Origin of the sequence: Kitasatospora sp. NPDC018058 (assembly GCF_044327205.1) — a bacterium.
Classification (GTDB): Bacteria; Actinomycetota; Actinomycetes; order Streptomycetales; family Streptomycetaceae; genus Kitasatospora.
This window is the reverse complement of the sequence record NZ_JBIRFA010000002.1, coordinates 283,148-295,720: the sequence shown is the minus strand read 5'-3', so window position 1 is coordinate 295,720 and position 12,573 is coordinate 283,148. Positions and strand designations below refer to the sequence as shown.

Here is a 12,573-nt window from a genome sequence, read left to right as displayed (position 1 = left end):
CGGGCGTCACCGCCACGGATCAGACCCAGCCGGTGCCGGTCAGCCGCTCGTACACCTCGATGTACTTGGCCCGGGTCCGCTCGACCAGCTCGGCCGGCAGCTCCGGCGGCGGCTGCTCGCTGTAGCGGTCCCAGCCGGAGGCCGGGGAGACCAGCCAGTCGCGGATCAGCTGCTTGTCGAAGGACGACTGCGAGCGGCCCGGCTGGTACTCGTCGGCCGGCCAGTAGCGGGAGGAGTCCGGGGTGAGCACCTCGTCGCCGATCACCAGCTCGCCGTCCAGCAGGCCGAACTCGAACTTGGTGTCGGCCAGGATGATGCCGCGGTCGCGGGCGATGTCCCGGGCCCGGGCGTAGACGTCCAGGGTGGTGCGGCGCACCTGGTTGGCGAGCTCGGCGCCGATCCGGCGGGCGGTCTCCTCGTAGGTGACGTTCTCGTCGTGCTCGCCGACCTCGGCCTTGAGCGCCGGGGTGTAGATCGGGGCGGGCAGCTCGGAGCTGTTCTCCAGGCCCTCCGGCAGGGCGATGCCGCAGACCGTACGGCTCTCGTCGTACTCGGTCAGGCCGGAGCCGGCCAGGTAGCCGCGGGCGACCGCCTCGACCGGGATCATGTCCAGGTTCTTGCAGATCAGCGTGCGGCCCTTCCAGTCGGCGGGGGCGCCGGCCGGGACCTCGGTGGAGATCACGTGGTTGGGCACGATGTCGGCGATCCGCTCGAACCACCAGAGCGAGAGCTGGGTGAGGACGCGCCCCTTGTCCGGGATCTCGTTCGGCAGCACCCAGTCGTGGGCGGACATCCGGTCGCTGGCGACCATCACCAGCTCGCCCGACCCGGTGCGGTAGAGGTCGCGCACCTTGCCGGTGTGCAGGTGGACCAGGCCGGGTACCTGGACCGGCTCGGGCTTGGTGACAAATCCGCTCAAGGTGTCTCAGTCCTCAGGGGTCGTTCACGGGCGTGGAGCACCGCGAAAGGGGAGGTCACTGCCCCCGCAGTCTTTCATGCCCCCCGGAGCTCAGTTCTTGCAGAGCCGGTCCAGCAGGTTGGCGGTGGCCCGCTGGATCCGTTCGTCGGTCAGGCCGGGGCGGCCCAGCGCGGGCGACCAGGCGAAGGTGCCTGCCGCGAAGACGTACGCGCCGCTGGGTGCCCGGTACAGCGAGGTCTCCTGGTAGCGGGTGCGGCCGGACAGGTCCTGGTACGGCGAGTGCGCCAGCAGCACCCGCTCGGTGTGCTCGGGCAGCGCCACCTTGGGGTAGTACCGGTCGGCCTCCCCCGCGACCAGGCCGGGCAGCTCGTCGCCCTCGTGCAGCCCGGTGCCGTCCCAGAGCCAGTGCGCGGCGTGCCGGGCGACCAGCGGGACGGGCGCGGCGACCCGGCCCGAGTACTGCACCCCCAGAAGGTGCTGCTCGGGCTCCCCGGCGTCCCGCCACAGCGCGCTGGCCGCGCCCGGCACCCCGGCGGCCGGGCTGCCGGGCGCGACCTTCTGGCGCTTGCGGCAGTTGAGCAGCCGGTTGGGCTCGCCGGAGGCGGCCGCGGTCAGCTCGACCCGCCAGTACATGGTGTTGGCGGACAGGAAGACCAGCGAGGTGCCGCCGTCCCGGGCCCGCTCGGCGGCCCGGCGCATCGGCTCGGACCAGTACTCGTCGTGGCCGGGGAAGACCAGCGCCCGGTGCTCGGCCGCGTCCACCAGGCCGGCGTGCAGGTCGGTGGCGGTGGCGTAGGAGAGGTCGTAGCCGTAGCGCTCGGCCCACCGGATGAAGTCGTACGCGTGGCCGACGTGCAGCGGCAGCCCGGCGGTGGCGTGCGGGCGGTCGAAGGAGACGGTGACGGCCGCCTCGGGCTCGCCGACCAGGCCGCCCCGGCCGTCCCAGGCGTGGTACAGGCTGGCGCCGGTGCGGCCGTCCTCGGGGAACAGGTTGTACGCCTGCCAGGTCACGTCCGGGACCACCAGGAGCAGCTCGGCCGTACGCCCCCGCTCCTGCTCCGCGAAGTCCCGTACGGTGAACGGGATGTGGCTGCGGTGCAGCATGTCCGCGGTGGTCAGCACGGCGACGTACGCGCCGGGCTTCCAGTGCGCCGGGATCTGCAGTCGCCAGGAGTGCCACCAGTGGTGGCAGGAGACCGTCCGCTCGACCACCAGCGGGGCGGGCTGGGCCAGCCCGGAGATCAGCGGACTGGACGTCATGTGCCGGGCGCCGTCGCCGCCGTAGTGGCCGATCCGGTAGACGTCCACGGTGAACTCGCGGGGCGGGTTGACGGTGACCCGGAAGTCCACCGAGCCGCCGGGGCGGATCACCCCGGCCGAGGCGAAGCCCTTGATCTGCTGGTCCACGTCGTTGGAGCTCTGCGGGGTGCCGACCGGCGGCTTGGGCCGCGCGCCGGCCGTCAGCGGCTGCTGGCCGGGGGCGTCCACCGAGACGTACCAGGGCACGGCGCCCTCCGCCCCCGCCAGGTACTGGTCGGGGCTGCGCAGCCAGGGCAGCGGGCCCTGGCCGAAGGGGTCGGAGACGCTGTACGCATGCGTTCCCGACTCCCAGCGGCGGTTGAGTTCGGTCCCCACGCGCCCCTCCCAGGTGCACCTCCGCCCGGTTGGCACGTGCCCCCCGGATGTGCGTGCGGTCTAATACACCACACCGTGCTGGCGCTGCGTCACCCTACAGTAGCAATTGGTGTCGAGAATCTTGCGGGCCGTCCGGACCGGGCCTCCGGCCTGCGGAGACGGCCGACGACCGGACCCGACGGGGGCGCGTGTCGGGGCGCCGAGCGCCCTCTGTGGCCGATGTGGCGTCAGGGGTGTTCCGAGGCGATCCGGGCGTTCAGAGGCGTACGGGCTTCTCCAGGCGGACCTCGGCCGCGTCCAGCCAGGCGCGCAGCGGACCGTCCTGGCCCTGCTCCACGGCCTGGGCGACCGGCCCGGCCAGGTCGGTGCGGCGGACCCCGCCGAGCAGCAGCACCGGGCCGTCCAGCCAGTCCAGGCCCGGGGCGCCGCCCGCGGTGTCCACGGCGGCGCAGGAGACCATCGCGGTGACGTGGTCGACCAGCAGGTCGCGGCCGGTGCGGTCGGGTTCGAGCAGCGGGGCCGGGGTGGTGGTGCGGGCGAGCTGGGCGGCGAGGGCGGCGGCCAGCTGCTCTCCGTCGCCCTCGGCGAGCCGGACCAGCAACCGGGTGAGGGTCGGGGCGCCGGGGCGGGACTGCGGGGCGAGCCGGTCCAGCGCGGACTGCAGGGCGGCCGCTCGGGCCCGCCAGCCGGCGTCCACCACCTCGGCCGGGTAGTCGGCCCACTCCAGCTCGTGCCAGGCGCCGGCCGCCGGGCAGCCGAAGAACAGCTCGGCGGCGAGCCGGGAGACCGCCCGGTCCACCGCGCCGGGCTCCTCCAGCAGGTCGCAGGCGGGGCGGTGGCCGAGCCGGTTGCCGTAGCCGTCGGCCAGCCGGTCGCGGCGGGACAGCTCGGTGAGCGCGGCGACCACACCGGCGTTGAGGTGCGCGGGGTGGCGGCCGAGCCGCCAGGCAGGCAGCGCGACCCGGGTGAGCAGCCGGTCCCAGCCGGCGTAGGCCAGGCCCACCTGTTCCTGGGCGGCGATCCGCAGACCGTAGTCGACCGTCCGGGCATGCTCGGAGGCCCAGCTAGCGACGGACCGCTCCAGCTCGGCGGAGTGGCCCCGGCAGGCGCCCAGCAGGCGGCGGGTGATCCGTCGGGTGACCCGCTCGGCGAGCGCGGCCGGGGCACGGCGGGGCGGCCGGGGCGGGACGGCCAGGATGCCGCCGCCGAGGCCGGGGGCCGCGCCCGCGCCGGAGTCCAGGCAGGCGTCCAGGCTGCGCAGGAAGCGGCGGGCGGCGGCGATCTCCGGGTCGGCGGAGGCGGCGGTGCCGGCCACCACGGGGGCGAGCAGGGCACGCAGTTCACCGGACCGCATCCACCACAGGAACGGCGAGCCGATCACCAGCACCGGCGCGGGCGACGCGGGGTGCGGCCGCAGCGGGCCGGGCCGCTTCACCGGCGGGAGGTCCTCCAGCCAGCTGTCGCAGTCCGGGGTGAGCGCGATCGCGGAGGGCGCGGGCACGTCCAGCCGGTCGGCGAGTTCGTCGATCAGCCGGTACAGCTCGGGGGCCTCGGCACGGGCGACCGGGACGGCCGGGGTCTGCGGCGGGACGGCCCGGCGGTAGGCGCGGGCGGTCAGCCCGGCCACCAGCAGGGTCAGGGCGGCGACCGCGCAGACCGCCCAGCGGGCGGCGTCCCAGCCGGCGGCGTCGGACGAGCCGGGCGCGCCGATCCGTCCGGTGAACCGGCCCGCGAGCAGGACCACGGCGACGGCGGCGGGCAGGACGGCGGCGGCCAGGGCCAGGCCTCGGACCCGCAGGACCGCCTGGGCGTGAGCGCGCGCGGTGTCGACTGCGGCCATACGGTGCGGCACCCCCTTCGGAGCCCTCGGGCGCCCGGCAACGGGCCCTGAGCCGACTCGAAATGATCAGTTCCGACCGGGGGGCGGAGGCGTCCGATCCCCGGCAGTGCATGCTGTGTGGCGCTACTGACATTTTCGACGCCCCGGTCCGGGCGGGTGTTCCGGATCGACCCGGTTTCCACTCGTCCCGGTGACGTCGCCCGGATTCCGGACGCCTGCGACCGGTCCGGTGCGAAGCACCCGGGCGACCGCCGGGCCGAACGCCGTCCAGCATCCCCCCGCGGGCGCGCCGCTACCCGGCGGCGACCCCGGCGCACGGCCTCGTCGCACTGCGATCCAGCGCACCATAAGGCCGGGCGGCCGGTTACGTCAGCCGGATGCGGTTGCTGTCACCCGATGGGCTGGAATCCGGCCGCCGAACGGTGCGCCGCCCCCGGATTCACCCCCACCCCGGAAAGGCCGGGGGCACTGCGCCCATGGGGGTTGAATCGCCCTCTCCGGGGCTCGCCCGCCTCCGGGGCGCTCGCACACGGCGCGGCCCCCGTGCGGGCGATTCGCACGGGGGCCGCGGGGGTGCGGGTGCGCTACGCGGTGGCCGCCTTGAGCGCGATGTCGGTGCGGTGCTGGCCGCCCTTGAGGGAGATCCGGTCCACGGCGGCGTACGCGCGGCCGCGCGCCTCGGCCAGGTCGGCGCCGGTCGCGGTGACCGACAGGACGCGGCCGCCGGCGCTCAGCACCCGGCCGTCCTCGTCCGCCTTCGTGCCGGCGTGCAGCACGAACGCGGTACCGTCCGCCTCGGCCTCGGCCAGGCCCTCGATCGGGTCGCCGGTGCGCGGGGCGGCCGGGTAGCCCTCGGAGGCGATGACCACGGTGACGGCCGCGTCCTCGTCCCAGCGCAGCGGCTCCAGCTGGTCCAGGGTGCCGGTGGCGGAGGCCATCAGCACGCCGGCCAGCGGGGTGCGCAGCCGGGCCAGCACGACCTGGGTCTCCGGGTCGCCGAAGCGGGCGTTGAACTCGATCACCCGGGTGCCGCGCGAGGTGAGCGCCAGGCCCGCGTAGAGCAGGCCGGAGAACTCGGTGCCGCGCCGGCGCAGCTCGTCCACGGTCGGCTGCAGGACGGTCTCCAGGACCTCCTCGACCAGCCCGGCCGGCGCCCAGGGCAGCGGCGAGTAGGCGCCCATACCACCGGTGTTGGGGCCCTCGTCGCCGTCCAGCGCGCGCTTGAAGTCCTGCGCGGGCTGCAGCGGCAGCACGGTGGTGCCGTCGGTGATCGCGAACAGCGAGACCTCGGGGCCGTCCAGGTACTCCTCGATGACCACGCGCTCGCAGGCGGCGGCGTGCGCCAGCGCGGCCTCGCGGTCGGAGGTGACCACGACGCCCTTGCCGGCGGCCAGGCCGTCGTCCTTGACCACGTACGGCGCGCCGAAGGCGTCCAGCGCCGCGGCGGCCTCCTCGGGGGTGGTGCAGACGTAGGAGCGGGCGGTGGGCACACCGGCCTCGGCCATCACGTCCTTGGCGAAGGCCTTGGAGCCCTCCAGCTGCGCGGCGCCGGCGGAGGGACCGAACACCGGGATACCGGCCGCGCGCAGCGGGTCGGCGACGCCGGCCACCAGCGGGGCCTCCGGGCCGACCACGACCAGGTCGGCGCCGAGGCGCCGGGCCAGCTCGGTGACCTGAGCGCCGTCCAGCTGGTCGACCGGGTGCACCGTCGCCACCTGGGCGATCCCGGCGTTGCCCGGGGCACAGTGCAACTCGGTCACGGAGGGATCTTGGGACAGGGAGCGGCACAGGGCGTGTTCGCGGGCGCCGCCGCCGATGACGAGGACCTTCACGCCTGGCAGCGTAGTCGGTGGCCTGTTCCGGCCGCTCTCCGGTCCCGTCGGATCCTCCAGGAGAAGAGGTCTGTACGCCGACGACGTAGGAGGAACCTCCAAACCCGGAGGGGCCGGATGGGCGGCGGGTGCCCGGGTCAGGACGGCGGGTCACCGGGGCCTCGCTCGGACGGGTGAAATCCCGCCGCCCCCCGCAACCCGCTCACCTCGGGTTCCGGTGGCCGAAACCGATAACGATCACCGTGGAAGCGCCCCCATGGTCAGCCATTTGGCGGTAAGAAGTGCTGTTGGACAACCACCGGCAGACGTCACGTCAGCCGGTGCGCCGCCAGACCCAGCCGCCCGCCCGCCACAGGGAGCCTCACAGGTGAGCCAGCCGGAAATGCAGCCCGAGGAGAGTGCCTGGGGCAAGGAGATCGGCGAGGAGGACCAGCCCACCGTCGCCGCCGTCGCCCGGCGGGCCTCCACCCGCCGCCGGACCGATCTGAGCACCCGACAGTTCCCGCTCGGGGACTGGGGCGAGCCCGCCGAGCGGCTGGAGGAGCTCTACCGCTGGTCCGAGGAGCGGGCGGTCGAGGCGATCGACTGGTACCGCCGGGACCGGGTCTGGAAGCGCCGCTGGGCGCGGCTGCTGCGCTTCGGCACGGCCGGTTTCGCGGTGGGCGGGGTGACCGCCCCGCTGGTGGACCTGACCGGCGCGGTCCCGCACGGCACCAGCTGGGGCTACGTGGGCCTGGCGCTCGCCGCCGCCTGTTACGGCACCGACCGGGTCTTCGGCCTCACCTCCGGCTGGATGCGGGACGTCTCCACCGCGCAGGCGCTGCACCGGCGCCTGGAGGCCTTCCAGTTCGACTGGGCGTCGGAGTGCGTGCGCGAGGTGCTCGGCCCGACCGAGGGCACCGCCGGCGAGGCCGCCGAGCGCTGCCTGGGCGTGCTGCGGCGGTTCTGCGAGGACGTCTCGGACATGGTCCGTACCGAGACCTCGGAGTGGATGCTGGAGTTCCGTGCCTCGATGACCCAGCTGCCCACCCAGGCCCCCGGGGCCTGGGGCGGGCGTTCCGAGTCCGGGATGGGCGCCCAGGTGCGGGTGCTGCCGCCGCCGGGGGCCCGACCCACCATGCCGCGCCAGCGGCCGCCGGAGGGCCCGCTGCGGTAGCCGACGGGCGGTGGGCGGGCGGTGGGCGGGCGGACGATCGCCGGCCCGGGGTGGTCGCCGGACGGCGACGCTACGCGAAGACGATCATCGAGCCCTGGGCGAGGCTCCGGGTCGCCGCCGCGTACAGGCCCGACCAGGCGTGCCGCTCCCGGGCGAAGGGGTGCACATCGTCGATCGGCGGCCCGAACGGCTGCTCCAGGCCGGTCGGGCCGAGCGGCCGGGTCGGGTCCGGCGGGTTGAGCGGGTCGATGCCCAGCGCCGGCGCCACGGCCTGCAGTTCGCGCAGCAGCCCGTGGCTGGAGCCGAGCGGGCCGCCGGAGGCGAGCAGCGCGTCGTCCACCAGCGGGGTCGGGAACTCGATCGGCACGTACGCGCCGGCGTGGTCGAAGTGCCAGACCAGGTGCGACTGTTCGGCGCTGCTCTCGAACATCTCCAGCAGCTGCTCGTAGTCGCCGCCGAGCGCGTCGACCGGGGTGATGTCCAGGCCGGTGAGGCCCAGCAGGTAGGCGCGGCGCAGGAAGTGCAGCGAGTCGTAGTCGAAGGCGGCTATCGGCTCGACCGCTCCGCTCAGCCCGGGGACGTACTGGTAGACCGGCACCTGGGGCAGCCCCCGGGAGGTCAGCACCGCGTTGTAGAGCGCGAGGTCGTCCCGGAAGGGGTTGTCGGGGCTGTGGCTCAGCACGTCCACCAGCGGGACGAGCCAGAGGTCGCAGGCCATGGCCGGCAGTTCCTCTCCGGACGGCGGGGATCGCCCGCGGGGCGGGGCGACGACGGGGGCGGAGTCGGTACCCGGACGGCCCTTGCACGGGCAGCGGGTTCGACGCCCGCCCACCCTACCGGCCCGGCGCGTCGTGCGGACCGGGCCGTCCCTGCTGAGCCTCGGGCGTCGGTCCGGACAGCCGCCGGCCGAACCGCCCGTGCGGCACCCAGCGCGGTTGCGGCACCAGCCCGAGGCCGAGGCCGAGCTCGCGGCCCAGCTCCCGGCCGACGTCCTCGCCCGGCCGGGGCTGCCCCGGCCGGTCCGTTCCGGGCTCCACCGGGGGGTGCGGTGCGGGCGGCTCGACCGGTGCCGGCTCCACCCCGGCGACCTCGGTGAGCAGCCCCAGCACCGTCACCGACTCCAGCGGCCGCCCGGCCAGCTCGGCCAGCAGCCGGACGGTGAACAGGTTGTACTCGCAGATGATCCGGTGCGCGCCTTCGAGGTCGCGGGCCCCGATCGCCTCGACCAGGTCCAGGTGGCGGTCCCAGCAGACCCCGGCCAGGGTCGGCGTCTCCCGCAGGTAGGGCGCGGCGAACATCCAGGACTGCACCCGCAGCCAGTCCAGGTAGTCCCCGATCCGGCGGTTGCCGAGCAGGGCGGAGACCTCCTGCCAGAACCGGCGGTCACAGCCCACCATCACGTCCAGGTTCCCGGCCCGGGCGGCCCGCACCGCCGCGTCGGCCCGGCGGTGCAGCGAGGGCAGCCGGGTGAGGTCGGGCAGCGCCCGGCGGGTGGAGAACTGGCGGTAGAAGCTGTCGGTGAGCAGCACCCTGGACTCGAAGATCTCCAGGAAGTCCTCCCAGCACAGCTCCGGCACCGTGAAGCCGCGGTGGTGCTCGGCCCGCAACAGCCCCTGGGCCCCGAGGTCGACCAGCGCCTCGCGGGCCGGGGTCGCGGAGACGCCGTACAGCTCGGCGATCTCCTTGACGGTGAAGTTGCGGCCGGCCGCCAGCCGGCCGGCCATCATCTCCTCGCGCAGGGCGCCGGCGATCTGCTCGCGCAGGCTGTTGCGGTGGATGACGGGACGGGGGGTGTCGCTTGCGCCGTTGCCGGACATGCGCGCGACCTCCTCGGGCAGGCCGCCGTGCCGACCCGCGACGGACCGGCCGACGAGCGGCGGGGAACACGACGAGTGCTCATCTTCTCAAACCGGCCCGGGGCAGGTACGAACCAACCCTCCCCAACCCTCCGGCACCGCGGCTCCGGGGCGGGCGCTACCTCTGGACGGGCGCCGGGATACCGAGCAGGCGGTCCCGCAGCACCGGGAATTCCTCGCGCGCTTTGCCCACCTCGGCCGGGTCGAGCTCGACGGTCAGCACCTGCTCGTCGTCGCCCGCCTCGGCCAGCACCCGGCCCCACGGGTCCACCACGATGCTGTGCCCGGCCTGCTCGACCCCGGCGTGCGTCCCGGCGGTGTTGCAGGCCAGCACGAAGGCCTGCTCCTCCACCGCCCGGGCCCGGGCCAGCAGCGTCCAGTGCTCGCGCCGCCGGGCCGGCCAGGCCGCCGGGACCACCAGCAGCTGCGCGCCGGCGTCCAGCAGCGCCCGGAACAGCTCGGGGAAGCGCAGGTCGTAGCAGGTGGCCAGGCCCAGGGTGCCGATGTCGGTGGGCGCGGTGACGATCTCCTGCCCGGCGCCCATCACCACCGCCTCGCCGCTGTCGAAGCCGAAGCGGTGGATCTTCCGGTAGGTGTGCACCAGTTCGCCGTCCGGGGCGAACAGCAGCGAGGTGTTGTAGATCGGCCCGTCCGGGTCCCGTTCGACGATCGAACCGGCGTGCAGCCAGACCCCGGCGGCCCGGGCGGCCGCCGCCATCGCGTCCGAGGTGGGCCCGTCCAGGGTCTCGGCGCCCTCCGACCAGAGGTCGTAGGCGAAGCCGCCGAGCGGCCACAACTCCGGCAGCACCACCAGGTCGGCGCCCTGCTGCGCCCGTACCAGCGACGCGGCCCGGGCCCGCCGTTCGGCGGGCGGCTCGGCGTCGGAGACCGCGAGTTGGATCAATGAAGCGCGCACAGTACCACCGTCCACGGCAAGAGACCTACGATCGTCACCCGAAAGCGCTGCCCAGCTGTCTCCCGGCAGCGTAACGTGCGGTTAGCGTGTGCGCCCGGAAGCCGGACCATCCCGGCCGACCGCGACGGCCGGGCGCGGAGCGTAGGAAAGCTGACGGAGGGCCGGAGATTCCCGTGACGGACAACCAGACCGTGCAGGCTTACACCGAGGCGTGGACGCAGAGCATCGAGTCCATATCGGAGCTGGTCGCCCCCCTCCCCGAGGGATCCTGGAACCGGGCCACCGAGTGCCCGGGCTGGTCGGTCCGGGACATCGTGTCGCACGTGATCGCGGTCGAGTCCGAGCTGCTGGGCGACCCGCGCCCGATCCACTCGCTGCCGCGTGATCTTCGCCACGTGACCACCGAGTTCGCCCGCTACATCGAACTGCCGGTCGACAAGCGCCGCTGCCACACCGCGCTGGAGATGACCAGCGAGCTGGAGTACACGGTCATCCGCCGCTCCCGCGCGCTGCGCAACGCCAAGCAGACGCCCGACGAGCTGGTCCGCTGGCCGGCCGGGCCGCTGGCCGGGGACGTCGCGTACCACGAGCTGCTGCGGCGTCGGGCCTTCGACGTCTGGGTGCACGAGCAGGACCTGCGCCGGGCCCTGGAGACCCCCGGCAACCTGGACTCCCCGGGCGCCCTGGTGGCCCGGGACGTCCTGCTGGAGCGGCTGCCCAAGGCCATCGCCTACAGCGCCGGCGCCCCGGCCGGGACGACCCTGGTGGTGGACGTCACCGGCCCGGTGGAGTTCCTGCGCACCGTCCGGGTGGACGGCGCCGGACTCGGCACCGTGGACGAGTCGATCAGCCTGGCCCCCGACGTCCAGCTCACCATGGGCTGGGAGACCTACCTGCGGCTCGCCTGCGGGCGCGGCCGGCCCGGCCCGGTGAGCGTGGAGGGCGACAAGGAGCTGGCCGAGCGGGTGCTGGCCAACTTCTCCGTCACGATCTGAGGCCGCCGGGGCGTGTCCGACACGCCCCGGGGCCCGCCGCACGGATCAGGACGCGGCTGCGACCTTCCGGCGCAGCCGCAGGATCATCACGGTGCCCACCGCCAGCGGGACGTACTGCCAGCAGAACGCCCAGCGGAAGGCGGAGGCCGAGTACGCCCCGGCGCCGTCCGGGGAGAGCGCGTCCAGCAGCACGCCGACGCCGAACAGGGTGATCATCGTGCCGATGAAGCCGCCCATGTTGACGATCCCGGAGGCGGTGCCGAGCCGCTCCACCGGGTTGCGGGCGCGGGCGTAGTCCAGGCCGACCAGCGAGGCCGGACCGTTGCCGCCCATCACCAGGATGATCCCGACCAGCAGCCAGGTCGGCGGGTGCCCGCCCGGCCAGGCCAGCACCAGCGCCCAGCCGAGCCCGGTGGCCGCGAGGACGCCGAACACGATCGGCATCCGGGCCCGGGCGGTGCGGGAGAGCGCCCGGCCGAAGACGAGGCCGAAGCTCATGGTGGAGAGCACCAGCAGGGTCAGCAGCCCGCCGGCCGCGGCCCGGGACATGCCCTGTGCCTCCACCAGGTAGGGCAGGCCCCAGAGCAGGCCGAAGGTGTTGCCGGGGAACTGGGTGGTGAAGTGGATCCACAGGCCGAGCCGGGTGCCCGGCTCCCGCCAGCAGTCGAGGACCTGGCGGCCGATCCCGGCCCGCTCCCGCCGCTCGACCGGCCGGGCGGGCCGCTCCTGCGCGGGCGCGTCCTTCAGGAACAGCGCGACCAGCGCGAACACCGCCACCCCGAGCAGCGCGATCGCGGTGAAGGTGGGCGTCCAGCCCTCGCTGTGCAGCACCTGGGCGAGCACCACGGTGGTGACCAGGTTGCCGCCCATCCCGGCCAGGCCGGTCAGCTGGGCGACGAACGGGTTCTTCGCCGCCGGGAACCAGCGGGCGGCGATCCGCAGCACGCTGATGAAGGTCATCGCGTCGCCGCAGCCGAGCACCGCCCGGGAGGCCAGCGCGGGGGCGAAGGAGGAACTGAACGCGAAGGCCAGTTGGCCGGTGCTGAGCAGCAGCACGCCGAGCAGCAGCACCCGGCGTGGCCCGAACCGGTCCACCAGCAGGCCGACCGGGACCTGCATGGCCGCGTAGACCAGCACCTGGAGGATCGAGAAGGTGGCCAGCGCCGAGGCGCCGATGCCGAAGCGCTCGGCGGCGTCCAGTCCGGCCACGCCGAGGCTGGTGCGGTGGATGACGGCCAGGATGTAGACGCTGACGCCGACGGACCAGGCCAGCCAGGCCGCGCGCCCGCCGGGCGGCGTGGGCGCGGTGGCGGCCGGGGACTCGACGGTGGGTCGGGGAGCGGGGACGGACAGGGGCGGGGCTGAACGAGCTGGCTCCACGGTCATAGTCCGCCCAGATTAGTCATCCCATGATTGGACGCCCA

General features: G+C 74.6%; 10 protein-coding genes. 2 read left to right on the top strand and 8 right to left on the bottom strand.

Translation table 11 applies throughout. The features are described from left to right. Nucleotides 1-19: 19 nt before the first annotated feature. The 4 genes from ACH4E7_RS03905 to purD all read right to left on the bottom strand — a co-directional run bounded on the left by ACH4E7_RS03905 (nucleotide 20) and on the right by purD (nucleotide 6,226). Complete coding sequence (locus tag ACH4E7_RS03905; RefSeq protein WP_396247392.1) at nucleotides 20-919, bottom strand: phosphoribosylaminoimidazolesuccinocarboxamide synthase; 900 nt, start codon at nucleotides 917-919, stop codon at nucleotides 20-22. Between the two features lie 90 nt (nucleotides 920-1,009). Further along, nucleotides 1,010-2,554, bottom strand: coding sequence for a N,N-dimethylformamidase beta subunit family domain-containing protein (locus ACH4E7_RS03900; protein WP_396247391.1), 1,545 nt, complete (start codon nucleotides 2,552-2,554; stop codon nucleotides 1,010-1,012). A gap of 256 nt (nucleotides 2,555-2,810) precedes the next feature. Continuing rightward, nucleotides 2,811-4,394 carry a hypothetical protein gene (locus tag ACH4E7_RS03895; protein ID WP_396247390.1) on the bottom strand — a complete coding sequence of 528 codons (1,584 nt, stop codon included), beginning with the start codon at nucleotides 4,392-4,394 and terminating at the stop codon, nucleotides 2,811-2,813. Nucleotides 4,395-4,978: 584 nt separating this feature from the next. After that, nucleotides 4,979-6,226: a phosphoribosylamine--glycine ligase gene (gene purD, locus ACH4E7_RS03890; RefSeq protein ID WP_396247389.1), complete on the bottom strand. Its 1,248-nt coding sequence runs from the start codon at nucleotides 6,224-6,226 to the stop codon at nucleotides 4,979-4,981. A 367-nt stretch (nucleotides 6,227-6,593) separates the two neighbouring features. Between purD and ACH4E7_RS03885 the strand changes: the two genes are divergently transcribed. Next, nucleotides 6,594-7,382 (top strand): SLATT domain-containing protein, encoded by a 789-nt coding sequence (locus ACH4E7_RS03885; protein WP_396247388.1) that lies wholly within the window; start codon nucleotides 6,594-6,596, stop codon nucleotides 7,380-7,382. Between the two features lie 70 nt (nucleotides 7,383-7,452). Here the strand turns inward: ACH4E7_RS03885 and ACH4E7_RS03880 are convergent, their stop codons facing one another. The 3 genes from ACH4E7_RS03880 to ACH4E7_RS03870 form a co-directional block, all read right to left on the bottom strand. After that, nucleotides 7,453-8,100 carry a hypothetical protein gene (locus ACH4E7_RS03880; RefSeq protein ID WP_355668873.1) on the bottom strand — a complete coding sequence of 216 codons (648 nt, stop codon included), beginning with the start codon at nucleotides 8,098-8,100 and terminating at the stop codon, nucleotides 7,453-7,455. A gap of 115 nt (nucleotides 8,101-8,215) precedes the next feature. After that, a complete protein-coding gene (locus tag ACH4E7_RS03875; protein WP_396247387.1) occupies nucleotides 8,216-9,199 on the bottom strand; it encodes a GntR family transcriptional regulator in 984 nt (327 codons plus the stop codon). A 157-nt stretch (nucleotides 9,200-9,356) separates the two neighbouring features. Further along, entirely contained in the window at nucleotides 9,357-10,154 is a 798-nt protein-coding gene (locus tag ACH4E7_RS03870) for a carbon-nitrogen family hydrolase (RefSeq protein WP_396247386.1), read from the bottom strand. A gap of 173 nt (nucleotides 10,155-10,327) precedes the next feature. Between ACH4E7_RS03870 and ACH4E7_RS03865 the strand changes: the two genes are divergently transcribed. Beyond that, nucleotides 10,328-11,149 (top strand): maleylpyruvate isomerase family mycothiol-dependent enzyme, encoded by an 822-nt coding sequence (locus ACH4E7_RS03865; RefSeq protein ID WP_396247385.1) that lies wholly within the window; start codon nucleotides 10,328-10,330, stop codon nucleotides 11,147-11,149. A 45-nt stretch (nucleotides 11,150-11,194) separates the two neighbouring features. On the opposite strand, the gene ACH4E7_RS03860 is transcribed toward ACH4E7_RS03865, so the two are convergent. Then, on the bottom strand, nucleotides 11,195-12,535 hold the full coding sequence (locus tag ACH4E7_RS03860) for a nitrate/nitrite transporter (protein WP_396247384.1): 1,341 nt from the start codon (nucleotides 12,533-12,535) through the stop codon (nucleotides 11,195-11,197). Between the last annotated feature and the right edge of the window lie 38 nt (nucleotides 12,536-12,573).